This is a genomic window from Micromonospora noduli (assembly GCF_003264475.1).
Taxonomy (GTDB): Bacteria; Actinomycetota; Actinomycetes; order Mycobacteriales; family Micromonosporaceae; genus Micromonospora; species Micromonospora noduli.
This window is the reverse complement of the sequence record NZ_PYAC01000042.1, coordinates 218,809-243,245: the sequence shown is the minus strand read 5'-3', so window position 1 is coordinate 243,245 and position 24,437 is coordinate 218,809. Positions and strand designations below refer to the sequence as shown.

The 24,437-nt window shown below is 72.1% G+C and carries 21 protein-coding genes; 18 read left to right on the top strand and 3 right to left on the bottom strand.

Features of this window, described 5'->3' with window-relative positions:
- Positions 1 to 114 precede the first annotated feature (114 nt).
- From MED15_RS30095 to MED15_RS30075, 5 genes are all read left to right on the top strand, one after another.
- Positions 115 to 933, top strand: coding sequence for a polysaccharide deacetylase family protein (locus tag MED15_RS30095; RefSeq protein ID WP_112737559.1), 819 nt, complete (start codon positions 115 to 117; stop codon positions 931 to 933).
- A gap of 11 nt (positions 934 to 944) precedes the next feature.
- Positions 945 to 2,189, top strand: a complete 1,245-nt coding sequence (locus MED15_RS30090; RefSeq protein ID WP_112583600.1) for an MFS transporter — start codon at positions 945 to 947, stop codon at positions 2,187 to 2,189.
- Positions 2,190 to 2,253: 64 nt separating this feature from the next.
- Complete coding sequence (gene thrB / locus MED15_RS30085; protein WP_112737557.1) at positions 2,254 to 3,198, top strand: homoserine kinase; 945 nt, start codon at positions 2,254 to 2,256, stop codon at positions 3,196 to 3,198.
- A 297-nt stretch (positions 3,199 to 3,495) separates the two neighbouring features.
- Positions 3,496 to 5,742: a transcription termination factor Rho gene (gene rho, locus MED15_RS30080; RefSeq protein ID WP_112737555.1), complete on the top strand. Its 2,247-nt coding sequence runs from the start codon at positions 3,496 to 3,498 to the stop codon at positions 5,740 to 5,742.
- 238 nt (positions 5,743 to 5,980) lie between these two features.
- Positions 5,981 to 9,475, top strand: coding sequence for a phosphodiester glycosidase family protein (locus MED15_RS30075; RefSeq protein ID WP_112737554.1), 3,495 nt, complete (start codon positions 5,981 to 5,983; stop codon positions 9,473 to 9,475).
- 43 nt (positions 9,476 to 9,518) lie between these two features.
- Here the strand turns inward: MED15_RS30075 and MED15_RS30070 are convergent, their stop codons facing one another.
- A complete protein-coding gene (locus tag MED15_RS30070; protein ID WP_112583596.1) occupies positions 9,519 to 10,415 on the bottom strand; it encodes a phosphatase domain-containing protein in 897 nt (298 codons plus the stop codon).
- A 275-nt stretch (positions 10,416 to 10,690) separates the two neighbouring features.
- Between MED15_RS30070 and rpmE the strand changes: the two genes are divergently transcribed.
- The gene (gene rpmE / locus MED15_RS30065; RefSeq protein WP_030333150.1) at positions 10,691 to 10,915 is read left to right on the top strand and encodes a 50S ribosomal protein L31; all 225 of its coding nucleotides are present in this window, start codon (positions 10,691 to 10,693) and stop codon (positions 10,913 to 10,915) included.
- A 134-nt stretch (positions 10,916 to 11,049) separates the two neighbouring features.
- On the top strand, positions 11,050 to 12,138 hold the full coding sequence (prfA, locus tag MED15_RS30060; RefSeq protein WP_112583595.1) for a peptide chain release factor 1: 1,089 nt from the start codon (positions 11,050 to 11,052) through the stop codon (positions 12,136 to 12,138).
- Positions 12,139 to 12,182: 44 nt separating this feature from the next.
- Here the strand turns inward: prfA and MED15_RS30055 are convergent, their stop codons facing one another.
- Complete coding sequence (locus MED15_RS30055; protein WP_112583594.1) at positions 12,183 to 13,727, bottom strand: GGDEF domain-containing protein; 1,545 nt, start codon at positions 13,725 to 13,727, stop codon at positions 12,183 to 12,185.
- Between the two features lie 73 nt (positions 13,728 to 13,800).
- On the opposite strand from MED15_RS30055, the gene prmC reads away from it, so the two are divergent.
- The 4 genes from prmC (at position 13,801) to MED15_RS30035 (ending at position 18,225) form a co-directional block, all read left to right on the top strand.
- On the top strand, positions 13,801 to 14,748 hold the full coding sequence (gene prmC / locus MED15_RS30050; RefSeq protein ID WP_112737552.1) for a peptide chain release factor N(5)-glutamine methyltransferase: 948 nt from the start codon (positions 13,801 to 13,803) through the stop codon (positions 14,746 to 14,748).
- Complete coding sequence (locus MED15_RS30045; protein ID WP_091406475.1) at positions 14,748 to 15,395, top strand: L-threonylcarbamoyladenylate synthase; 648 nt, start codon at positions 14,748 to 14,750, stop codon at positions 15,393 to 15,395. Before prmC ends, MED15_RS30045 begins: the two co-directional genes overlap by 1 nt.
- Positions 15,396 to 16,007: an arsenate reductase/protein-tyrosine-phosphatase family protein gene (locus tag MED15_RS30040; protein ID WP_112583592.1), complete on the top strand. Its 612-nt coding sequence runs from the start codon at positions 15,396 to 15,398 to the stop codon at positions 16,005 to 16,007.
- Positions 16,008 to 16,113: 106 nt separating this feature from the next.
- Positions 16,114 to 18,225, top strand: coding sequence for a transglycosylase domain-containing protein (locus MED15_RS30035; RefSeq protein WP_112697998.1), 2,112 nt, complete (start codon positions 16,114 to 16,116; stop codon positions 18,223 to 18,225).
- 10 nt (positions 18,226 to 18,235) lie between these two features.
- Here MED15_RS30035 and MED15_RS30030 read toward each other — a convergent pair whose 3' ends face one another.
- Positions 18,236 to 19,696 (bottom strand): SDR family oxidoreductase, encoded by a 1,461-nt coding sequence (locus tag MED15_RS30030; RefSeq protein ID WP_112601148.1) that lies wholly within the window; start codon positions 19,694 to 19,696, stop codon positions 18,236 to 18,238.
- Positions 19,697 to 19,731: 35 nt separating this feature from the next.
- Here MED15_RS30030 and MED15_RS30025 point away from each other — a divergent pair, with 35 nt between their 5' ends.
- The 7 genes from MED15_RS30025 to MED15_RS29995 all read left to right on the top strand — a co-directional run bounded on the left by MED15_RS30025 (position 19,732) and on the right by MED15_RS29995 (position 24,358).
- On the top strand, positions 19,732 to 21,021 hold the full coding sequence (locus tag MED15_RS30025; protein WP_112584019.1) for a serine hydroxymethyltransferase: 1,290 nt from the start codon (positions 19,732 to 19,734) through the stop codon (positions 21,019 to 21,021).
- Positions 21,014 to 21,439 (top strand): ATP synthase subunit I, encoded by a 426-nt coding sequence (locus MED15_RS30020; RefSeq protein WP_181549278.1) that lies wholly within the window; start codon positions 21,014 to 21,016, stop codon positions 21,437 to 21,439. The genes MED15_RS30025 and MED15_RS30020 overlap by 8 nt, the downstream gene beginning before the upstream one ends.
- A 181-nt stretch (positions 21,440 to 21,620) precedes the next feature.
- Positions 21,621 to 21,857 (top strand): AtpZ/AtpI family protein, encoded by a 237-nt coding sequence (locus MED15_RS30015; protein WP_091405894.1) that lies wholly within the window; start codon positions 21,621 to 21,623, stop codon positions 21,855 to 21,857.
- 11 nt (positions 21,858 to 21,868) lie between these two features.
- On the top strand, positions 21,869 to 22,666 hold the full coding sequence (gene atpB, locus MED15_RS30010) for a F0F1 ATP synthase subunit A (protein WP_112584020.1): 798 nt from the start codon (positions 21,869 to 21,871) through the stop codon (positions 22,664 to 22,666).
- A 65-nt stretch (positions 22,667 to 22,731) separates the two neighbouring features.
- Positions 22,732 to 22,965: an ATP synthase F0 subunit C gene (locus tag MED15_RS30005; protein ID WP_091405890.1), complete on the top strand. Its 234-nt coding sequence runs from the start codon at positions 22,732 to 22,734 to the stop codon at positions 22,963 to 22,965.
- Positions 22,966 to 22,997: 32 nt separating this feature from the next.
- Positions 22,998 to 23,537: a F0F1 ATP synthase subunit B gene (locus MED15_RS30000; RefSeq protein WP_112584053.1), complete on the top strand. Its 540-nt coding sequence runs from the start codon at positions 22,998 to 23,000 to the stop codon at positions 23,535 to 23,537.
- Complete coding sequence (locus MED15_RS29995; protein ID WP_112601149.1) at positions 23,537 to 24,358, top strand: F0F1 ATP synthase subunit delta; 822 nt, start codon at positions 23,537 to 23,539, stop codon at positions 24,356 to 24,358. The genes MED15_RS30000 and MED15_RS29995 overlap by 1 nt, the downstream gene beginning before the upstream one ends.
- The last annotated feature ends 79 nt before the right edge of the window (positions 24,359 to 24,437 follow it).

Below are 24,437 nucleotides of genomic sequence, written 5' to 3'. Positions count from 1 at the left end.
CGTTCCAGGTTCATTCGACCGAAAACACTCCGACTCGACGACCCCACACTTTGTGTAACTTCTTGCATACTCCTCGTAGGCAGGTGGGGGTGTGGGTGAAGCGAGGGCGGGCGGATGGCCGAGGGCGCGCGCGGGTGGGGACGGCGCGATCTGCTGCGCCGTGGCCTGCTGGTGGTGGGCGGCGTGGCCATCGGTGCCGGGACGTCGGAGGCGTGGCGGATCACCCATCGCCGGACGCCGATCGCCGGCGGCCCTGCCGGCACCACCCTCGGTAACGGCCAGCAGGACGTCGGCAGCGGCGCGCTGGAGGTCGTCTGGTCGGGGCGGACCAACCAGCGCCTGGTGGCCCTCACCTTCGACGACGGCCCGGCACCACAGTGGACTCCCATGGTGCTCGACACTCTGGCCCAGCACCGGGTTCCGGCCACCTTCTTCATGGTCGGGGCGCAGGTCCGCCGGCACGCCGACGTCGTCCGCGACCGGCTCGCCGGGCACGAGGTGGGAAACCACAGCTGGGAGCACCGGGACCTGGCCGCACTGGACGCCGCCGAGGCGTACGACGACCTGCGCCGCAGCCACGACGCGATCGCCGACCTGACCGGGCTGCCGCCGGCGCTCCTCCGCCCGCCGTACGGCCACCTGGGCGGGGCGGTGCTGCACGCGGCGGCCCGGCTGGACTATCGCCTGGTGCTCTGGTCGTTGCAGATGGTGGAGCGCGAGTTCCCCGACGATCCGGCCGGTCACGCCCGACGGATCGTGGCCGCGGTCCGACCGGGAACGATCGTGCTCGGCCACGATGTGGGGGCGCGCCGACGGCTGGTCGCACTGCGAGGGCTGACCGACATGATCAACGGGCTACGGTCGCGCGGCTACACCTTCGTCACGGTCTCGGCGCTGCTGGGAGCGGGTATGGCTTCGACGACGACCAGGTAGGGTCGCGCTCCGTGGCGTCCACCCTCTCGGTTCTGACCGGCAATCGGAGCTTCCGCAACCTCTTCCTCGCCGAGCTGGTGGTCTTCGGCGCCGACTGGTTCGTCATGGTGCCGCTGCTGGTGCTGCTGCCGCACCTGACCGGCAGCGGCGTCTGGGGCGCGCTGGTGTTGGCGGTCGACACCGGCATCGTGGCGTTGCTGCTGCCGTACACCGGCACGATCGCCGACCGCTTCGACCGCCGGAAGATCATGATCGCCGCGAACGTGGCCGCGCTGGCGGGCGTGCTGCTGCTGCTCGGTGTGCGCAACGCCGGAACGGCGTGGCTGGCGCTGGTCGCGATCGGCGTGGTGGCGGTCGCGAAGGCGTTCTACTCGCCGGCCGCCCAGGCCGCCCTGCCCAACGTTCTGGAGCCGCACGAACTCGCCGCTGGCAACGCCGTCGCCGGCTCGGCCTGGGGCACCATGACAGTGGTCGGTGCGTCGCTCGGTGGCGTGCTCAGCACCGCTGCCGGCCCGTACGTCTGCTTCTGGGTCGCGGCGGCGGGCCTCGCGGCGGCTGCGGCCCTCGCCACCCGGATCCGCCGGCCGTTGCAGGCGCCCCGGGACGCCGACCAACCGGCCCAGCGGACCTGGTCGGCGGTCCGCGAGGCGCTCGGCTACATCGGTCACCGGCCCCGCGTGCTCGCGCTGGTCACCGTCAAGTCCGCGGTGGGCCTGGGCAATGGCGTGTTGACCGTGTTTCCGCTGCTGGCCGGCGTGTACGGTGTCGGCCCTCTCGGTGCCGGACTGCTCTTCGCGGTACGCGGCGCGGGAGCGTTGGTGGGCCCGATCCTGATGCGCCGGGTGTTGACCAACCGGGCCTGGCTACTGCCCGGGCTCGCGCTGTCCATGTCGCTCTACGGCCTGTCCTACCTGGGCACCTCGGTGGTGCGATGGTTTCCGCTGGTGCTGCTGCTGGTCTTCGTGGCGCACTTCGCGGGAGGCAGCAACTGGGTGATGTCGAACTTCGCCCTTCAGGGTGAGGTTCCGGACCGGCTGCGGGGCCGCGTCTTCGCCACCGACATGATGCTGGCGACGCTGGCGATCTCGGTGAGTCAACTGGCGGTGGCCCTGGTGGTGGACTCGGTCGACGAACGGGTGGTGCTCGCCGGCTGCGGTCTGATCACCCTCGTGTACGCGGTGGGCTGGCGGATCGCCACCCGCCGGCTGTCGCTCACCGATCCGGCCGTCGAGCCGGTCCCGGACCCCGCCGGCTGAACTCTGCGGTCCCAGGCAGCGGGCTCGGAACCGGTTCGTCGGTCCCGAGCCCTAGCATGAGCGCGTGCCGACGAACTTCACCGCCGAGCCGGTCCGGGTCCGCGTCCCGGCGACCAGCGCCAACCTGGGCCCGGGCTTCGACGCGCTGGGTCTCGCCCTCGGGCTCTACGACGACGTGGCGGCCGAGGTCGCCTCGGGTGGTGTCCGGGTGACAGTGACCGGGCAGGGCGCCGGTGAGCTGCCCGACGACGACCGGCACCTGGTGGTGCGGGCCATGCGCGCCGCGTTCGACGTGCTCGGGGCCCACCCCGCGGGGCTGAGCGTGGAGTGCGTCAACCGGATCCCCCAGGCACGCGGGCTGGGCTCCTCGTCGGCCGCGATCGTCGCCGGGGTGCTGCTGGCCCGTGCCCTGGTCGTTGATGGGGAGCACCGCCTCGACGACGCCGGCGCGCTGCGGCTGGCCGCCGAGATCGAGGGCCACCCCGACAATGTGGCGCCGTGCCTGCTCGGCGGTTTCACAGTGGCCTGGTCCGAGCCGGGCGGCGCCCGGGCGGTCTCCCTGCCGGTCGCCGCCGCGGTGCGGCCCACTGTTTTCGTTCCGGCGGAACGCGGGTTGACCGCGACCGCGCGGGCCGCTCTGCCGGCAACCGTGCCGCACGGTGACGCCGCGTTGACCGCCGGGCGGGCAGCACTGCTGGTGCACGCGCTCACCACGGATCCGACCCTGCTGCTGCCGGCCACCGTCGACCGGCTCCATCAGGATTACCGCGCAGCCGGGATGCCAGGCACGTCTGCCCTGGTCAGCGCGTTACGAGCGGCCGATGTGGCAGCTGTGGTCAGTGGGGCGGGGCCGACTGTGCTGGCGCTCAGCCAGCCTCCAGCGGGCTTCCCAGTGGGAACAGACTGGGAGATCTGGCAGTTACCGATAGACGTCAGCGGCGCGCGGGTCGCGCGGGGTAGACTTGGACACGCCGAGCGGGACCCTGTTGCCGCAGGTCGGAAGAGTTGATTACGCTCTAGACCTAGCACAGCCGCGAAGCACGCGATCTCCTGCGGGGCGGCGCACCCCCGAAGCTCTCGGCGGTCAGCCCGTCTACCCCTGCCAAAGGCCCACGCCGCACCGCAGTTTCCACAGGTCGCCGCAGACGGCGAGACCTGCTCACCGACGTTGGTGAGTCGGGATACCGACCGGCTGCTGTGTCACAGACTCCCGCGACGCGTCCTTGCGAGGCGGGTGCACCGAGGCCGCCCGGCCACCTGAGCTCCGACTCCGGGCAGTCCCGGCCTTATCGAGGGAAGGAATCCATTGAGCGACACCACCGACGTGACGTCGGATGTTTCCAACGTCGCTGGCGATGCCACCGCCGCCGCTCCCGCCCGTCGTCGGCGTAGCGGCACCGGTCTGTCGGCGATGCTGCTGCCAGAGCTGCAGAGCCTGGCTGCGTCGCTCGGCATCTCCGGCACGGCTCGCATGCGCAAGGGCGAGCTGATCGCCGCGATTTCCGAGCGGCAGGGCGGCAACGCCGCCGGGACCCCTCGACCACGGGCCGAGGTCGCGGCCGCGGCCGCCCCGACCCGCGAGGGGGTGCGCGCCGAGGTGCGGGAGACCGCCGACCGGCCGGCAGCCGAAGGACGCGGTGCCGAGCAGGCGCCGGCCGAGCCGGCCGCCGAGACCGAGGGCCGTAGCCGCACCCGGCGGAGCCGGACCGCAACGGCAGAGGCCCGTACCACCGAGGCTCGCCCCGCTGAGGCACGGGCGACCGAGGCGCGGGCGACCGAGGCTCGGACCGACGAGGCGGAAGCCGGCGAGCGGGCCGACCGTGGCGAGAACCGCCGCGAGCGGGCCGAGCGTCCGGAGCGCGCCGAGCGTGCTGACCGGGGCGAGCGTGCCGACCGGGGCGAGCGGACCGAGCGTGCCGACCGGGGCGAGCGGACCGAGCGTGCCGACCGGGGCGAGCGGACCGAGCGTGCCGACCGGGGCGAGCGGACCGAGCGTGCCGACCGGGGCGAGCGTGCCGACCGGGGCGAGCGGACCGAGCGTGCCGACCGTACCGAGCGTGCCGACCGTACCGAGCGTGCTGACCGGGGCGAGCGTGCCGATCGTGGCGAGCGCAACGACCGGGGCGAGCGTTCCGATCGTGGTGAGCGTGGCGAGCGTGCCGAGCGCAACGACCGGGGCGAGCGTTCCGACCGGGGCGAGCGTGCCGAGCGCAACGACCGACCCGATCGCGGTGACCGCAACGACCGCAACGACCGTGGTCAGCGTGTCGAGCGGGACAGCGACGACGACGACGAGGGCGGCGGCCGGCGCGGCCGGCGCAGCCGTTTCCGGGACCGTCGCCGTGGGCGCGGCGAGCGCACCGAGACCGGTGCCGACACCGGCGGGCGTGAGCCGCAGGTCAACGAGGACGACGTGCTCGTCCCGGTGGCCGGCATCATCGACGTGCTCGACAACTACGCCTTCGTGCGGACGACCGGTTACCTGGCCGGCCCGAACGACGTGTACGTCTCGATGTCCCAGATCAAGAAGTACGGCCTGCGCCGCGGTGACGCGATCACCGGTGCGGTGCGGGCGGCCCGAGAGGGCGGCAACAGCGGCGACCAGCGGCGCGACAAGTACAACCCGCTGATGCGGCTGGACACGATCAACGGGATGGAGCCGGAGGAGGCCCGGCGTCGTCCGGAGTTCTACAAGCTCACCCCGCTCTACCCGCAGGAGCGCCTGCGGCTGGAGACCGAGCCGCACATCCTGACCACCCGGGTCATCGACCTGGTCATGCCGATCGGCAAGGGCCAGCGGGCACTCATCCAGTCTCCGCCCAAGGCGGGTAAGACGATGGTGCTGCAGGCGATCGCGAACGCGATCACCCGCAACAACCCGGAGTGCCACCTGATGGTGGTGCTGGTGGACGAGCGGCCTGAAGAGGTCACCGACATGCAGCGGTCGATCAAGGGCGAGGTCATCGCGGCCACGTTCGACCGTCCGCCGCAGGACCACACCACGGTGGCGGAGTTGGCCATCGAGCGGGCCAAGCGCCTCGTCGAGCTTGGGCACGACGTCGTCGTGCTGCTCGACTCGGTGACCCGGCTCGGTCGGTCGTACAACCTGGCGGCGCCGGCCAGCGGCCGGATCATGTCGGGTGGTATCGACTCCACCGCGCTCTACCCGCCGAAGCGCTTCCTCGGCGCGGCCCGCAACATCGAGAACGGCGGGTCGCTGACCATCATCGCCACGGCGCTGGTGGAGACCGGGTCCATGGCGGACACGGTCATCTTCGAGGAGTTCAAGGGCACCGGCAACGCCGAGTTGAAGCTGGACCGGAAGATCGCCGACAAGCGGACCTTCCCGGCCATCGACATCAACCCGTCCGGTACGCGTAAGGAAGAGGTCCTGCTCGCACCGGAAGAGCTGGCCATCATCCACAAGCTCCGGAAGGTGCTGCACTCGCTGGACTCGCAGGCCGCGATGGATCTCCTGCTGGACCGGCTCAAGCAGTCCCGCACGAACATCGAGTTCCTGATGCAGATCGCGAAGTCGACGCCGGGGGAGTAACCATCCCGGGGTGACGACGTAGGGGCACGGCCATCGCGGCCGTGCCCCTTCGTCATGTACCTCGTCGCCTTTGCCCGGGAGGGGGTGGCCGGCCCGGCGCCTGCGATCGGTGGGAGTCGCAACGGGCCGGGGACGACGCCAACGGAACCGATGCCCGCGCGCCGAGTTGTTGGAATTTTCCTTCGGTTCAGTCGACAGGTATTGAAACTTCTATTCATATCCGGGTTGACTGTCGTCCATGCGTACCCGCAGACGATCCGCCCGCCGCACCGGCGTCCTGCTGCTGACGCCGCTGCTCGCCCTGGCCCTGTCGCCGCCGGCCACCGCCGCGCCCACCATCGACCTGCCCACCGTGGCCTCATCGTCAGTGGCCTCACCCACCATCGCCGAGGACGCGCCGCCCGCGTCCTCCCGCCCGGCCGGCTCGGTCAGCCTGGCCGCCGCCCCGACAGTCGCGACCGCCCCGACCGCCGACGCTGGCGGTGTGGAGCCGGCCGGCGGGCTGGAGACCACGAAGGCCACCCGGCCGGTCGCGCCGGGGGTCCAGCTGACGTCCTTCGACAGGTACGACGCCGAGGGCTGGCTGCGCGCCGACGCGCTCACCACCGACCTGGCCGGCGGCTCCACCGTCGACTACGTCAACTCCGGCGCGGTCAGCCGAGCCGAGCCGCTGCGAAAGGCGGTGGACCAGTCGCACGCGGTCGCCGCGGTCAACGGTGACTTCTTCGACATCAACAACTCCGGCGCCGCCCAGGGCGTCGGCGTCCGGAACGGCGAGCTGATCCAGTCGGGGGTCAGCGGTCACCGCAACGCGGTGGCGGTCACCACCAACGGGCTCGGGCGGGTGATCGAGGTGAACTTCGACGGCAGCGCCACACTGCCCACCGGGGCGGTCCCGCTGACCCAGTTCAACAACATGGTGCAGGCCGACGGCATCGGCGCCTTCACCGAGCTGTGGGGGACGTACTCCCGGCAGCGTGCCGTGGAGGGCGCGGCCCGGGTGGTCGAGGTCACAGTGACCGGCGGTCGGGTGGCCGCGGTGGGAAGCGTGGCCGGTAGCGGCCCGATCGTCGCAGGCAGCACCGTGCTGCTCGGCCGAGACCTCGGCGCGGACGCGCTGGCCGCCCTGCGCCCCGGTGACCCGGTGGCGGTGGCCTGGCGGCCGAAGCCTTCCGACGGCAGCACCCTGCACGCGGCGGTCGGGGGCGGCAACGTCCTGGTCCGCGACGGCGTCGTGCAGAGCATCGCCGACCCGACCCTCGCCCCCCGCACCGCCGTCGGGTTCAGCTCTGACGGTCAAAAGATGATCATGCTGACGGTGGACGGCCGCCAGGTCGACAGCCGCGGCGTGACGCAGACCGAGATGGGCCGGATGATGGCCGAGCTGGGCGCCCACCACGCGCTCAACCTGGATGGTGGCGGATCGTCCACACTGCTGGCCCGGGAGCCGGGCGCACCCGCAGTGCAGCTGGAGAACGGCCCCTCCGACGGCAGCGAGCGGGCCGTGCCCAACGGCCTGGCCATCTATGCCCCGAAGGGGAGCGGGCGACTCACCGGCTACTGGGTCGAGACGGCCAGCGACCCCACCGCCGCCCCCGGCGTATCACCGGTGCGAGGTGGGCGGCCCGACCGGGTCTTCCCGGGGCTGACCCGCACCCTCACCGCATCCGGCTACGACGAGACGTACGGCCCGGCGGCCGGCGCCCCCACCTGGCGGGCGACCCCGGCGGTACGCGGCCGGGTCGGCCGTGACGGCGTGTTCCGCGCCGGCGTACCGGGGGCCAGCACGGTCATCGCCGCACGGGGGCACGTCACCGGCTCGCTGAACCTCACGGTGCTCGGCCCGCTGGCCCGGATCGGCACCACCGCGCCGCGGGTCGGGCTGACCGGCCGGGACGGTAACGCGGTGGTCGGTGTGGTCGGGTACGACGCCGAAGGCAACACCGCACCGATCGAGCCGGCCGACCTCACAGTCGACTACGACCGGGACCTGCTGCGGATCACCCCCACCGGGGACGGCAACCTGTCCATCGCCGCGTTGCGGGACACCGGCTCGGGCCTGGTGACCGTTCACGTCGGACGCACGAGCGCTGTCCTGCCGGTCACCGTCGGGCTGACCGACGTGCCGGTCGCCGGTTTCGACGACGCCGCGACCTGGCGGTTCAGTCAGGCCCGCGCCAGCGGTTCGGTCGCGCCGGCGCCCGGGCACACCGGCACCGGCCTCCGAATGTCGTACGACTTCAGCCAGTCCACCGGCACGCGGGCCGCGTACGCCGACCCGCCCGACTGGATCGAGGTGCCCGGTCAGCCGCAGGCCTTCGGGATGTGGATCCACGGCAACGGCACCGGGGAGTGGCCCAGCCTGCACCTGCACGACGCCCAGGACACCCAACACGTGCTGCGTGGCCCGCTGATCACCTGGACCGGCTGGCGGTACGTGGAGTTCGCGGTGCCGGCCGGGGTGCAGTACCCGGTGCGGGTACGCCGTTTCTACGTGGCCGAGACGAACGCCGCGGCGCAGTACACCAGCGAGGTGATCATCGACGACCTGGTGGCGAAGGTGCCCCCGACTGTCGACGTGCCGGAGGTGGCCCCGCGTACCGATCGGGTGGTGGTCCGCGACGGCACTGTGGACGGCGCGCCGTGGCGGTTCGCGGTGCTCTCCGACGCCCAGTTCGTCGCCGCCGACCCGGACAGCGACCTGGTCGCCCAGGCCCGGCGGACGTTGCGCGAGGTGCGGGCGGCCCGGCCGGACTTCCTCCTGATCAACGGCGACTTCGTGGACACCGCCTACCCGGCCGACTTCGCGCTGGCCCGGCGGATCCTCGACGAGGAGTTGGGCGACGCGCTGCCCTGGTACTACGTGCCCGGCAACCACGAGATCATGGGCGCCCCGATCAGCAACTTCGCGGCCGTGTTCGGTGCCACCTCCCGGGTGTTCGACCACAACGGCACCCGGTTCGTCACGTTGAACTCGTCCACCGGGACGCTGCGCGGCGGAGGCTTCGACCAGGTACGGATGCTGCGCGAGACGCTGGACGCGGCGGCCACCGACCGGCGCGTGGGTTCGGTCGTCGTCCTGCACCACCACCCGCCGCGCGACCCCAGCCCGGCGCAGGCCAGCCAGCTCGGCGACCGCAAGGAGGCGGCGCTGCTGGAGCAGTGGCTGGCCGACTTCCAGCACCGCACCGGCAAGGGCGCGCTGTTCGTGGGCGGGCACGTCGGCACCTTCCACGCCGACCGGGTGGACGGGGTGCCGTACGTGATCAACGGCAACGCGGGCAAGACGCCGTCCACCCCTGCCGACCAGGGCGGCTTCACCGGCTGGACGGAGTTCGGCGTGGACCCGGTGACCGCGGCCGAGGCCGACCGGGCCCGTCGTAACCCGCTCGCCGAGGGCCCGCGCTGGGTGGACGCTGAGTTCCACGCGCACGCCGACCGCCTCACGGTGGCCGCCCCGGCCAGCGTCACGGTCGGCACCCCCGCGGCGGTCACCGCCACGCTGACCCAGCCCGGCGGGCGTACGGTCCCGGTGGCCGCACCGGTCAGCGCCGACTGGTCGGCCTCGCCGGGAGTGCACGTCGGCTCGGCGGCCGGGGTGCGCCCCTGGCACACCGCCCGATTCGATCCGGCCACCGGCACCCTGACGGCACTGCGGCCCGGCGCGCCGATACGCCTGACGGTCGAGGTCAACGGCGCCCGTGCCGAGGCCACCATCACCGTCACCGGGTGAACTGTCCGGACGGGCCCCCACGCGAGGGGCCCGTCCGGACACCTCAGAAGTCGCCGTCGGCCACCTGAAAGACGGTGAGACCGAGGGATCGCCACATCTGGACCACCTGGACGCGGTCGTCGAAGACACCCGCCACCCGGTAACGGTCCCGGATCTCCCGGTCGTAGATCTCCCGCTTGACGATCGAGTCCTTCCGGGAGTCGCCGACGGCCCGCAGGTGCAGGCCCAGGTAGGGCACTCGTACGTGCCGGGCCAGCCACGCCTCGGTGGCCGCGCGGGCGGAGGCGTCCCGCCCGGAGCAGAAGACCACCCCGTACCCGGCGGCGTGCATCGCCCGGACCGCCGCGATCACCGCCGTGTTCGGCTCGTCCTGGCCCACCCGGGTCATGTCGTACGGGCTGCGGGAGACGGCCAGCGCGACGGTGCCGTCGATGTCCACCAGGACGATCTCCGGTGGCTCGGTCGACGGCGGGTGCACCACGGCGGGGCGTCCGGTACGGGCCTGCGGCACCGGCAACGGCAACTCCCGACCCTCCAGGTACCGCTCGTGCAGCCGGCGGATCGCGTCCGCGCCGACCTGGTCGGCGGCCGGCCGGGCGGCGTCGCGGCGCAGACACTCGTCCAGCGGCACGTCGGTGAAGTCGTGCACCTCGAAGTCCGCGCCGTGGCGGGCGGCCAACTCGGCCCAGTCACGCAGCGTCCGTGAGCGCAGGTTGGTGTCGTCCACGCAGACGTCCGCGCGGGCCCGCAGCAACGCCTCGACCTGGGCCCGTTGGACGACGGTCACCTGGGCCTCGGCCCACTGGGTGAAGAGCCGCTCGCCGTGCAGCATCCGGCGCAGGTCGTCCCGGTTGACCCGGACCACTGAGGGCTGGAGCGTGCGGGCGAACGTCGTCTTGCCCGAGGCGGGCAGTCCCCGGGTGGCGATCAGGCGGGTCAACGACGCACCTCCGGCTCGACGGGCGTACCCCGGCCGGGGTACCTGGCGGCGATCCGCCGGGTGCGCGAATGCCCCGTTGGCCGGCGGGAATGCGGACGGGTAGGCACGTGTTGACGATGCCGGACGAGGTGTGCGGCCCGACTACCGGGTCGGCTCAGGCCCATGGCACACTGGTCAATCGGCCACCGGTTCCGGTTCACGCCCGAGCCCGTCGCGTACGGCGCGACGAGCGATGACGGCGACCCGGCGACCACCAACGAGAGGACCGAGGCGAGATGAAGGCAAACATCCACCCGGAGTACGTGACCACCGAGGTCAGCTGCTCCTGTGGCAACACGTTCACGACCCGCAGCACCGCCAAGGGCGGGGCGATCCACGCCGAGACCTGCAGCGCCTGCCACCCGTTCTACACCGGTAAGCAGCGCGTTCTCGACACCGCCGGCCGGGTCGCGAAGTTCCAGCAGAAGTACGCCAAGGTTCAGGCCAAGAAGGCCAAGTAACTCCTCGTTCGGCGCCCGCGTCCGGTTTTTCGCCGGATGCGGGCGCCGTCCGCATTTTCCTCCGTTTTCGCCCGGCCGCTGGCCCCCCGGCCCCGGCCCGGGTCGTCGCGCACCGTCGAAGGAGCATCCGCAGCATGAGCAGCGAGCGTCTGGCCGGCCTTCTCGACGAGTACGCGGAGCTGGAGAAGCGGTTGGCCGATCCGGCCATCCACGCCGACCAGGCCACCGCGCGCAGGGTCGGTCGCCGGTACGCCGAGCTCGTGCCGCTGCACAAGGCCGCCGACGAGTTGGAGCAGGCCCGCGCCGATCTGGTCGCGGCTCGCGAGCTGGCCGCCGAGGACCCGTCCTTCGCGGCTGAGGCGGACGCCATCGCCGGCTCCCTGCCGGTGCTGGAGGAGCGGCTCGCCGAGCTGCTCATTCCGCGCGACCCGCACGACGCCAAGGACGTGATCGTCGAGATCAAGGCCGGTGAGGGCGGTGAGGAGTCGGCGCTGTTCGCCGGTGACCTGCTGCGGATGTACACCCGGTACGCCGAGCGGCACGGCTGGGTCACCGAGGTGATCGACGCACAGGATTCCGACCTCGGCGGGGTCAAGGACGTCTCCCTGGCGATCAAGACCAAGGGTGTGCCGGACGGCGGCAACGGCGTCTGGTCGCGGCTCAAGTGGGAGGGCGGCGTGCACCGGGTGCAGCGTGTCCCGGTGACCGAGTCGCAGGGCCGGATCCACACCAGCGCCGCCGGGGTGCTGGTGCTGCCGGAGGCCGAGGACGTCGACGTCACGATCGACCAGAACGAACTGCGCATCGACGTGTTCCGCTCGTCCGGTCCGGGTGGCCAGTCGGTGAACACCACCGACTCGGCGGTGCGGATCACCCACCTGCCGACCGGCATCGTCGTCTCCTGCCAGAACGAGAAGTCCCAGTTGCAGAACCGGGAGCAGGCGATGCGGATCCTGCGGGCCCGGCTGCTCGCGGCCGCCCAGGAGCAGGCCGACGCCGCCGCCTCGGACGCGCGCAAGGCGCAGGTGCGCACCGTGGACCGCTCGGAGCGGATCCGCACCTACAACTTCCCGCAGAACCGGATCACCGATCACCGGATCGGCTACACCGCGTACAACCTGGATCTGGCACTCGGCGGCGAGCTGGACGGGGTGCTGGACGCCCTCACCGAGGCCGACCGCGCCGCCCGGCTCGCCGGCGACACCGAGCTGACCCGCCGCTGACCGCGGCGTCGAGCCGCAGCGCGTCTCGATGCCAGCCCGGAGGGTCAGCTCGCGCGGGGGCGGGTCTTGGCGCGGAGCATTTCGCGGTCGGCCTGCTCGAACGCGACGCTGAGCGCGTCGCGTAGCCCGCTGCCACCGGAGACCTCGGCGAAGCCGATGCTGACCCCGACCGGGGTGCCGGGGACCAACGACTCCCAGTCCTCCAGGCGGACCGCGGCCTCGATCCGGCGGGCCACCTCGGCGGCCTCGGTCATGCCGGTGTCCGGCAGCACCACCACGAATTCGTCACCGCCGTAGCGGGCCACGAAGTCGCCCCGACGCATCACCCGGTTGATCACACCGGCGATGCGTTGCAGCACCAGGTCGCCCGAGTGGTGCCCGTGCCGGGTGTTGACCGCCTTGAAGCCGTCCAAGTCGCAGACGCCGATCACCACCCGATCGCCGCGGGTGACCACGGCCGTGATGTAGCGCTCCAACCGGCGGCGGTTGGGCAGCCCGGTGAGCGGGTCGGTCAACGCCTCACCCTCGAAGCGTGCCGCCTCGCGGCGCATCTCCTCGTGGTCGATGCGGGCGGCGATGCCGTCGATGTAGACGTCGCGCAGCCGGTCGTTGCGTTGCGCGGCGAGCCGGAACGCCAATCGGTCGGCCCGGTGCGCCGCCAGGTGGTCCCCGGCGCGGGTCAACGCGATGCTGCGCAGCCGGGCCGGCTCGGCCGCCCCGAGCGTCTCGTTGGAGACCTGGACGGTGTCCAGTCGGGCGACCGCCTCGATCGGCCGACCGTCGGCGACGGCGAGGCACACCTGCCCGAGCTGACGCAGGTCACGGGCGCGGGCGCTGTCCCCGCCGTGGGTGATCAACCGGGCCGGCTCGGGGCCTTCGGTCGCCACCTGGTCGCCGAGCGCGGCCTGTCGGGCCGCCGCGTAGCCGTACGCGGCGAGGCTGCTCGGGCGTAGCTGGCTGGCCCGGCCGGCTCGGACGAAGCGGGTGAGGTCGGCGGCCACGTCCCGGAGCACCCGCAGACAACCGTCGCTGTCGCCGTTGTGGTCCAGGGCCACGGCGTTGCGCAGCCGGATGCCCGGCGCGGCGAACGTCTCCTCCGGGATCCCGGCGGTCAGCCCGAGCTGCCGGGCCCGCTCGATGGCCCCCAGGGCGTACCCGTGGAAGCTGAGGTAGCTGTAGGCCATGGCCAGGTCGTGCCAGCCCCAGGCGGTGTCCCGGTCCGGGTCGGCGACGGCGCCCAGCGCCCGGGCCGCCCGGACGAGGTGCATGACACAGCGGTCCAGTGCGCCCTGGTGGTGCGCGGCGAGCGCGGCCAGCGCGTTGAGGTGACCGTGCAGATAGGGCTCGGCGAGGTCGCGGACCGCCGCCGACGCCTCCTCGATGGCCCGGGTGAACTCCGCTGTCCGACCGAGATTGATCAGCGCGGAGAGGCGCTGCACCATCGCGTCCGCTCGCGCTGCCGGGTCGTTGGTGGTGCGGATCACACGCTCCAGCAGGACGTACGCCTCCGCGGAGCGGCTGGCCTCCTGCAACGCCCGGGCGTGCGTCAGGGCGTCAACCTGGTCATCGACCCGGTCGAGCCAGCCCACCCGCCAACCTCCTGTCGTGCGCGCCTGGGCGCACCTGTTCGTCACGCCGCCCGCGACGCTTCATGATTATGTCGTGAGTACTTTGCCGCAACACCCCCCCGAAGGGACAGGCCCCACCCGGCCGTCCGCCGCGGTGACCCGAGCGGCCCGCGCGCTCGCCGCCGCCGGGGTCGGCTCCGCCCGGGTGGAGGCCGAGTTGCTGGCGGCGTACGTGCTCGGGGTTCCCCGGGGTCGGTTGGCTCTCGCCGACGACCTCAACGACGACCAGCTGGTGCGGCTCGACGAGTTGACGCGCCGCCGCGCCGCGCGCGAGCCGTTGCAGCACCTGACCGGTCGGGCCGGGTTCCGGCACCTGGAGCTGTCGGTCGGCCCGGGTGTCTTCGTGCCCCGGCCGGAGACCGAGCTGTTGGCCGGCTGGGGTGTCGAGCAGGCGCAGGGCCGGCCCGACCCGGTGGTGGTGGACCTGTGCAGCGGCTCGGGCGCGATCGCCCTGGCGTTGGCTCAGGAGCTGCCGGGAGCGCGGGTGATCGCGGTGGAGCGGTCCCCGGCGGCGCTGGCCTGGTTGCGGCGCAACGCGGCGGAGCGCGCCGCGGCGGGAGACCGGCCGATCGAGGTCGTCGAGGCCGATGTGACAGCGCCGGACCTGCTGGCCGAGCTGGTGGGCCGGGTGGACGTGCTGCTGTGCAACCCGCCGTACGTGCCGGACGACGTGGTGGTCCCGCCGGAGGTGGCCGGTCACGACCCGGCGGAGGCGGTCTTCGGCGGCGCGGACGGTCTGGTGGTGATCCGGCCGGTCGTCGCCCGGGCGGCGGTGCTGTTGCGCCCGGGGGGCGTGTTCGGCGTCGAGCACGATGACACCCACGGCGCGGCGGTGCCCGAGCTGCTCGCCCGGGACGGCGGCTTCACCGCCGTGGCGGAGCATCTGGACCTCACCGGGCGTCCCCGCTACGCGACCGCGTCCCGACGGGCGGACGGCCAGCACGCCCCGATCGGGGCGGCGTGGCAGACTGACTCCTCGTGATGCTCTACGACTGCCGGTCGCCCGCCGATCGGGACCGCGGCATCGCTGCGGCGATCGAGGCGGTCAAGAACGGCGAGCTGGTCGTTCTTCCGACGGACACCGTGTATGGGATCGGCGCGGACGCGTTCACCCCGTACGCGGTGAAGGCGCTGCTCGATGCCAAGGGCCGGGGCCGGCAGATGCCGCCGCCGGTGCTGATCGGCTCGCGGCACACCCTGGACGGGTTGGTCTTCTCGCTGCCCACTGCCGCACGGGACCTCGTGGAGGCGTTCTGGCCGGGTGCCCTGACGATCGTGGTCGAGCACTCGCCGAGCCTGCAGTGGGACCTGGGCGACAAGACCGGCACGGTGGCGGTGCGGATGCCGCTGCACCCGGTGGCGTTGGAGGTGCTGCGCGAGACCGGCCCGATGGCGGTCTCGTCGGCCAACAAGACCGGCCAGCCGGCCGCGGTCACCGCCGACGAGGCGCGTGACCAGCTCAGCTACTCGGTGCGGGCCTATCTGGAGGCCGGCCCCTGCCCGGACCCGGTGCCCAGCACGATCGTGGATCTGACCGGTGAGGTGCCGCAGCTGCTGCGGGCCGGGGCGATCCCGCTGGAGAAGCTGCGTGACGTGGTTCCGGATCTCGTCGACGGTCGGGCGGTCTGAGTGCCCCCGTTCACTGTTCTGCACGTCTGCATGGGCAACATCTGCCGCTCGCCGATGGCGGAGCGGCTGCTCGCCCTGGCGGTGCGGGAGCGGCTGACCCGGCGTTCGCAGGACCCGGCCCAGGCCGAGGAGTTGGTGCACAGCCACAGCGCCGGCACGGGTGGCTGGCACGCTGGCGAGGAGATGAACCCGCCGGCGGCACGGCAGGTCACCGGCCGTGGTGGGGACGTGGCCGGGTTCGCCGCGCGCAAGCTGCGCTCGGACCACATCGACGCCGCCGACCTGGTCCTGACCGCCACCGCCGACCAGCAGGAGTACGTGGTGGCGCTTCGTCCGGACGCGGCGGCCCGCACGTTCGTGCTGGGCGAGTTCGGCCGGCTGCTGGCCGCGGTGGACGCCGCCGCGCTGCCGCCGGGTGACGCCACCCCGGAGGCCGTGTACGCCCGGGGGGTGGCGCTGGTGGCGGCGGCGCACGACGCGCGGCTGGGCGCCTCGGCGCTGGCCACCGATGATCTGGACGACCCGTGGGGTCGTGGCGACCAGTGCTTCAGCCGGGTCGCCGACGAGATCGAGGAGACGGTCCACCCGCTGGCCGGCGCGCTGCTGCCCTGAGCGTGGCGCGAGTTTCCTCCGGGTTTGGGGAAAACCCAGGGCTAAAGGGGCGTTCCGGGTCATTCTGAACGGGTCCTAGCGTGACCGGCTCCTGCGGGGAGAGCTGATGATCCGGGCCCAACTCGACAAACTGCTGACCGTGGTGATCGCCGGAGTGCTGGCCGGTCTGGTGCTGGCCGCCGCCGCCCTACCCGCGGCCCTGGTCCTCGGGATCGGCTTCAGCGCCCTGTCGACGCCGTACTCGGAGCTGCCGAACACACTCCGGACGCCGCCCACCGCGCAGCGCTCCAACCTCTACGCCAACGACGGCACCACAGTGATCACCTCCTTCTACCAGGAGGACCGCGTGGACGTGCCGCTGCACGAGGTGGCTCCCGTGATGCGCCAGGCGATCGTGGCCGCCGAGGACGTCCGGTTCTACCAGCACAGCGGGGTCGACCTGCGGGGCGTGGTGCGCGCGTTCACAGTCAACAAGCGCGACGGCCGGACCCGGCAGGGCGCCTCCACGCTGACCATGCAGTACGTCCGCAACGTGCTCAGCAACGATCCCCGACTGACAGAGGCGCAGCGGGACGCCGCCACCGAACTCACCACCGTCCGCAAGCTCCAGGAGATGCGGTACGCGCTGGCGTTGGAGCGGGAACTCGACAAGGACGAGATCCTGACCCGCTACCTCAACATCGCCTACTTCGGTGCCGGGGCGTACGGCATCGCGGCGGCCAGCAAACGGTACTTCTCCCGCTCCCCGGCCGAGCTGACCCTGGCCCAGGCGGCACTGCTCGCCGGTCTGGTGCGTTCGCCGGACAGCGACGATCCGATCAACGGCGACGCCGACAGCGCGGTGGCCCGTCGGTCGTACGTGTTGGAGCGGCTGGTGGAGTCGGGGCAGGTGCCGGCGGACGCGGCGGCGGCGGCGCGCGCCGAACCGCTGCAACTGCGGCCCAGCGAGACCCCGAACGACTGCACGGGCGTGCCCGACGCCCACAACGACTGGGGCTTCTTCTGCGACTGGTTCACCCGCTGGTGGAGCAGCCAGTCCGCGTTCGGGGCGACCGCCGACGAGCGGCAGCGCACGCTGCGCCGGGGCGGCTTCTCCATCGTGTCGTCGCTGGACCCGGGGGTACAGCGGGCCACCACCGAGCAGGTGCGGAAGATCTATCCGACGACCAGGGCCGAGGCGGTGCCCACCGCAGTGGTGCAACCGGGCACCGGGCGGGTGCTGGCGATGTCGGTGAACCGCGCCTACAGCGTGGCGGACAACCCGGTCGGGCAGAAGAACCGCCCGAACACCGTCAACCAGTTGATCGCCGGCGGCGGCGCGATCGAGGGGTACCAGGGCGGCTCGACGTTCAAGCTCTTCACCCTGCTGGCCGCGCTGGAGTCCGGCCTGCCGCTGTCGACCGACTTCGTGGCGCCGACCCAGTTGCTCACCCGCTTCCCGGTGACCGGGGGAGCGAGCTGCGACGGACGGTGGTGCCCGGCGAACTCCAGCCCGTCGTCGATGGACGGGCCCCGCACCATGTGGAGCGCGTTCGGTCGCTCGGTGAACACGTACTTCGCCTGGCTCACCGAGAAGGTCGGCGCCGACCGGGTGGTGGAGATGGCCGAGCGGCTCGGCATCGTGCTGCGGGCCGAGTCCGACGCCAAGCTGGCCCGTTACGGCGCGAAGGACTGGGGTCCGTTCACCCTGGGCGTGGCAGCGACCACCCCGTTGGACCTGGCCAGCGCGTACGCCACGGTGGCGGCCGAGGGGACCTGGTGTGCGCCGCTGCCGGTGGTCTCGATCACCGACTCGGGCGGCCGGCCGGTCGACGCCGCCAAGCCGGACTGCCGACAGGTGCTCGACCCCGACGTGGCGCGGGCGGCCACCGACGCGGCCCGCTGTCCGGTCGGCGACCAGTCGATGTACGGACGCTGCGACGGCGCCACCGCACCCGGGTTGCGGGCGAAGCTCGGCCGTCCGGTGGCGGGCAAGACCGGCAGTTCGGAACGGTACGAGACGGAGACGGTGGTGGCGTTCACGCCGCAGCTCGCTGTCGCCTCGATGGCCGCGAACCCGGACGATCCGCGGGACGCGGTCGGTCAGGCGGTGCAGGCCCAGATGGTGAACGCGGTCGGCGAGGTGCTCGCCTTCGCCCTGCGCGACCAACCGGTCCGCGACTTCGTCCCGCCGAGCGAACGAACCGCCTTCCAAACCCAACCCCAAGCCGGCAACTGACCCACGGCGGTCAGCGGGGTTGTTCGGCGTTGCGGGCTATGTTGCGGGCCATTCCGCCGAAGACCACCGCGTGGAACGGGGCCACCGACTTCCAGTAGGCGTGCCCCGGCAGGCCGCGCGGCAGGAAGACGGCGCGTTGCTGGTAGCGGCTGCGGCCGTCGTCGGCCGGCAGTACCCGCATTTCCAGCCAGGCCCGGCCGGGTAGCCGCATCTCGGCGCGCAGTCGCAGCAACTCGCCCGGGACGATCTCCTCGACCCGCCAGAAGTCCAGCGCCTCGCCGACCTGGAGGCGGTGCGGGTCGCGTCGGCCCCGGCGCAGCCCGACCCCGCCGACCAGCCGGTCCAGCCAGCCGCGGATCGACCAGGCGAGGGGGAACGAGTACCAGCCGTGTTCGCCGCCGACGCCCTCGACGACCCGCCAGAGGGCCGCGGGTGGCGCGTCCACCGTCCGCTCCCGGACGTCGGTGTAGGCGGTGCCACCGGACCACACCGGGTCGGTGGGCAGCGGCTCGGCGGGTGCGTCCGGGCCGCTCGCGGTCGACCAGCGGGTCTCCACCTGGGCGTCGCGCACCTTGGTCAGCGCCAGCGCCACCGCGTCGTCGAAGCCGGTCAGCCCACCCGGCGGGTCCGGGACGTAGCGGGCGATGTCGTGTTCGTCCGCTACCGCCTCCTGGATCAGGCTCTCCACCAGCGGGCGGGCGATCTTGTTCGGCACCGGGGTGATCAGACCGACCCAGTGCGAGGAGAGCGACGGGGTGAGCACCCGGACCGGCACGATGATCCGCCGGCGCAGCCCGGCCACCCGGGCGTAGCGCTGCATCATCTCGCGGAAGGTGAGCACGTCCGGTCCGCCGATGTCGAAGCCCCGGTTGACCTCCTCCGGCAGGGCGGTGCAGCCGACCAGGTAGCTCAGCACGTCGCGGACCGCGATCGGCTGGATCCGGTTGCCTACCCAGCGTGGCGTGATCATGGCCGGTAGCCGCTCGGTCAGGTACCGCAGCATCTCGAACGACGCCGAGCCGGACCCGATGATCACTGCGGCGCGGAGCACTGCCGTAGGCACCCCGCTGCCCAGCAGGATCCGGCCCACCTCGGCCCGGGAGCGCAGGTGCGGCGAGGGGACCGCGTCGGTCGCCGGCAACGGACCGCCCAGGTAGACGATCCGCCGTACGCCGGCCGCGCGCGCCGCCGCCGCGAAGTTGGTCGCCGCCGTCCGGTCGACCGCCTCGAAGTCGGACCGGCCCAACGAGTGCACCAGGAAGTACGCGACGTCCACGTCGGCGAACGCGGCGGCCAGCGTCTCCGGTCGACTCAGGTCTCCTTCGACGATTTCGGCCGCCGAGGCCCAGGGCACGTCGCGCAGCCGCACCGCCTTGCGGGCGAGGCAACGCACGGTGTGCCCGTCGGCGAGCAACAGCGGCGTCAGCCGCCCGCCGATGTAGCCGGTCGCTCCGGTGACGAGGCATCTCACAGGTCCCAGTCTGGGGCCCCCTAGACTCGTTCGCTGTGGAGACCGAGACGAGCACCTTCTGGGGGCCTGATTTCGCGCAGCTCAGGGCCACCGACCCGGAGATCGCCGGGGTGGTCCTCGGCGAGTTGGACCGGTTGCGCGGCGGGTTGCAGCTCATCGCCAGCGAGAACCTGACCTCGCCGGCGGTGCTGGCCGCGCTCGGTTCGACGCTGACCAACAAGTACGCCGAGGGTTACCCGGGTCGGCGCTACTACGGCGGCTGCGCCGAGGTGGACCGGGCCGAGGAGATCGGCATCGCCCGGGCCAAGGAGCTCTTCGGGGCCGAGCACGCCAACCTCCAGCCGCACTCCGGGGCGAGCGCCAACCTGGCCGCGTACGCCGCGTTGGTGCAGCCGGGGGACACGGTGCTGGCGATGGACCTGCCGCACGGCGGGCACCTCACCCACGGCAGCCGGGTGAACTTCTCCGGCAAGTGGTTCCACCCGGTCGGCTACCCGGTCCGGCCGGACACCGAGCAGATCGACTACGACGAGGTACGGGATCTGGCGCGCGCGCACCGACCCAAGATGATCATCTGTGGGGCCACCGCGTACCCGCGCCTGATCGACTTCGCGCGGTTCCGGGAGATCGCCGACGAGGTCGGCGCGTACCTGATGGTGGACGCGGCGCACTTCATCGGCCTGGTCGCCGGTCGGGCCATCCCGTCCCCGGTGCCGTACGCCGATGTCGTCTGCGCCACCACCCACAAGGTGCTGCGTGGGCCGCGCGGCGGCATGATCCTGTGCCGCGAGTCGCTGGCCCAGCGGATCGACAAGGCCGTCTTCCCGTTCACCCAGGGCGGCCCGCTGATGCACGCGGTCGCCGCCAAGGCGGTCGCGCTGCGCGAGGCCGCCCAGCCGGAGTTCCAGACGTACGCCCGGCAGGTGGTCAGCAACGCCCAGGCGCTCGCCGCCGGGCTGGCCGACGAGGGGATGCGCCCGGTCTCCGGTGGCACCGACACCCACCTCGCCCTGATCGACCTGCGGGAGCTGGGGGTGACCGGCGCCGAGGCCGAGCGTCGCTGCGACGCCGCGTCGATCACCCTGAACAAGAACGCCATCCCGTACGACCCGCAGCCGCCGATGGTGGCCTCCGGCATCCGGGTGGGCACGCCGAGTGTCACCACACAGGGGATGCGCGAGGGGGAGCTGCGCCAGGTGGCGACGCTGATCGCCCGTGCGGTGCGCACCGATCCCGGTGCTCCGGGCGGGGCCGACGAGTTGACCCGGCTCGGTGCCGAGGTGTCCGAGCTGGTCGCGGCGTTCCCGGCGTACCCCCGTGGCTGAGCCCGGGGTGGTCGAGCCGGACACCGACCGACGGTGGCGGCTGCGGCACCTGCCGGTGCTGTTGGGCGCGTCGGCGGCGCTCGCCGCGGTCGCCGCGGTGGTGGGCGGGGTGACCGGTGGCGTGACGGCCGCGCTCGGCGCGGCGGTCGGCGTGGGCGTCACGGTGCTCAGCTACACCCTCACCACCGTGGTGCTGGCCCGGGCCGACCAGGTCAACCCGCAGTTGCTGCTGCCGCTCGGGGTGGGCCTGTACGTGCTGAAGTTCAGCCTGCTGGGCGTGGTGCTGGTGGCGGTGGCGTCGACCGGTTGGCCCGGTTTGATCCCTCTCTGCCTTGGCATCGTCGCCGGGGTGGCAGTGTGGACAGCGGTGCACCTCTGGTGGCTGACCGCGGTGCATGCTCGCCGGCCGCGCGGCTGACCTGGCGGTCGTCCCAACCAGCGGACGCGCCGCAATGTGTCGGCCTCCGGTCATTTTCCGACGGGCGGAAGGGGAGTAGCGTGCCCACAGACGACGGCGCCCACGAGAAGCCCACACAACGACGGTTGTGCGGGGGGTGAGGCACAGCCTCGTCTTCCCGGCTGATATCGTTCGCCCCGTCATGGCTGGTGACCAAACCCCCCGTCCCGCCGGTGAACCGGACGATTATCCGTCCGGCGCCGGTCAGGGTTGGACCGCGCTCAGCTACCTCATCGGAGGAATGCTCGTGTGGGGTTTCATCGGCTGGCTGGTCGACCAGTGGCTCGATACCGGTGGCGTCGCCACCGGGATCGGCGTCGTGCTCGGCGTGACCGGGGGGATCATCCTCGTCGTCCGTCGGCTCGGCACGCCTACTTAGGAAGGGACACGGTGTTCGGACAGGCGAACGTTCTGGCAGCGGGCCAGGCGGCATTCCCACCCAGTGTGGACGACTTCTACCTGCCCGCGATCGTGCCCTGGGGTGTGGAGAACGCCCCGTGGTTCACCAAGTTCACGCTGATGATCTGGGTCGCGGTCGGCTTTCTGATCATCTTCTTCCTGGCGACCTATCGGAACCCGAAGTTGGTGCCGACCAAGAAGCAGTGGTTCGCCGAGTCGATCTACGGCTTCGTCCGGAACAACATCTCGGTCGACATGATCGGTCACCAGGGCGTGCGTTTCGCTCCCTACTTCACGACGCTGTTCTGCTTCGTGTTGGTGACGAACGCGTTCGCGATCATTCCGCTCTTCCAGATCTCGCCGAACTCGCACATCGCCTTCCCGGCGATCCTCGCGGTGATCAGCTACGTGCTGTTCAACTACATCGGCATCCGGCACCACGGCTTCGGTAAATACTTCAAGCACGCCCTGATCCCCCCGGCACCGTGGTACATCCTGCCGCTGCTGATCCCGATCGAGGCGTTCTCGACCTTCATCATCCGGCCGTTCTCGCTGGCCGTTCGTCTCTTCGCGAACATGTTCGCCGGCCACATGCTCCTGCTGGTCTTCACGCTCGGCGGCTTCGCGATGCTCAACGCCAACGCCTGGCTGGCGCCGATCTCGGTGGTCTCCTGGGTGATGACAGTGGCGCTGACCCTCCTCGAGGCGCTGGTCATCGTCCTGCAGGCATACGTCTTCACCGTGCTGAGCGCCAGCTACATCCAGGGTGCGCTCGCCGAAGAGCACTGATCCACGCACCAACCGTTGTCGTCCCGCGTGAGAGTCACGCGTGATAACCAGGAGGAACCACACCAATGGACGCTAGCGTTCTCGCCGAGGTCACCGGTAGCACCGCTGCCATCGGCTACGGTCTCGCCGCCATCGGCCCGGGCATCGGCGTTGGCCTGGTCTTCGCCGCCTACATCCAGTCGACCGCCCGGCAGCCCGAGTCGTCGCGCATGACCCTGCCGTACGTCTGGATCGGCTTCGCCGTCATCGAGGCGCTCGCGCTGTTCGGCATCGCCTTCGGCTTCATCTGGGCCGGCTGATCCCGCCCCTTCCGACCGGGAGGTCACCCATGTTGTTCCTCCTCGCCGCCGAGGGTGGTGAGTCAGACCACAACCCGATCATTCCGATCTGGCAGGAGATCGTGGTCGGCACGGTCGCCTTCGCCGTGCTCTGCTTCGTGCTGATGAAGTTCGTCTTCCCGCGCATGGAGCAGACGTTCCAGGCTCGGGTCGACGCGATCGAGGGCGGCATCAAGCGCGCCGAGGCCGCCCAGGCCGAGGCGAACCAGCTGCTCGAGCAGTACCGTGCCCAGCTCGCTGAGGCCCGGACCGACGCCGCCAAGATCCGTGACGACGCGCGGGCCGACGCCGAGGGCATCCGGCAGGACATCCTCGCCAAGGCGCGGGAAGAGTCCGACCGGGTCATCCAGGCGGGCAAGGACGCGCTCGCCGCCGAGCGGGCCACCATCGTGCGCGAGCTGCGCGCGGAGGTCGGCACGATCGCGGTGGACCTGGCCAGCAAGATCGTTGGCGAGTCGCTGGCCGACGAGGCACGGCGCAAGGGCACCGTCGACCGGTTCCTGAGCGGTCTCGAGAGCACGGGGGCCCGCTGATGCAGGCCGCCAGCCGGGAGTCGTACAAGGCCGGGGCCGAGCGCCTCGACGCGTACGTCCGCGGCACCGACGCGGTCACGGTGGCACACACCGCCAACGACCTGCTCGCCGTTGCCGGGCTGCTGCGGCGCGAGCCGCGGCTGCGCCGGGCCCTCTCGGACCCGGCCCGGTCCGGCGCTGACCGCGCCGAACTGCTCGGCGGGATGCTGCGCGGCAAGATCGGTGACGGCGCGCTCGACCTGCTCGCCGCGCTGGTCTCCGGCCGTTGGTCGGCGCCGTCGGAGTTGCTCGACGGCGTCGAGCGGCTCGGCGTGGAGGCGGCACTGGCCAGCACCGAGGCCTCCGGCGATCTCGGCGAGGTCGAGGACGAGTTGTTCCGCTTCGGGCAGGTCGTCGCCGGCCAGCCCGAGCTCTCGGCGGTGCTGTCCAACCCCGCGGTCCCGGTGGACCGGCGGGGGGTCCTGGTCGGCGAGCTGCTCTCCGGCAAGGCCCACCTGGCCACCGTCCGCCTCATCGAGGTGGCGCTTGCCGGCTTCGGGGGGCGTTCCTTCAGCGGATCGCTGACCCGGCTCGTGGAACTCGCCGCCGAACGGCGGGACCGTCAGGTGGCGTACGTCACCGTGGCGGCCCCGTTGAGTGACGAGGAGGAGCGCCGGCTGGGTGTGAGCCTCGCCGCGATATACGGTCGAGAGGTCTCCGTCAAGCAGACGGTCGACCCCCACGTCCTGGGTGGCGTGAGCGTGCGGGTCGGCTCCGACCTGTACGACGGCACCGTCCTGCGCCGCCTCAACGAGACCCGCAACGCGCTCGCGAAGCGCTGATCGGCTTCGCCGCCCCGCGGCTGAGCGGCTCCGCCGCCCAGCGTCGGGGTGGCTGGACCGCTCAGCGCCCGGATTGACA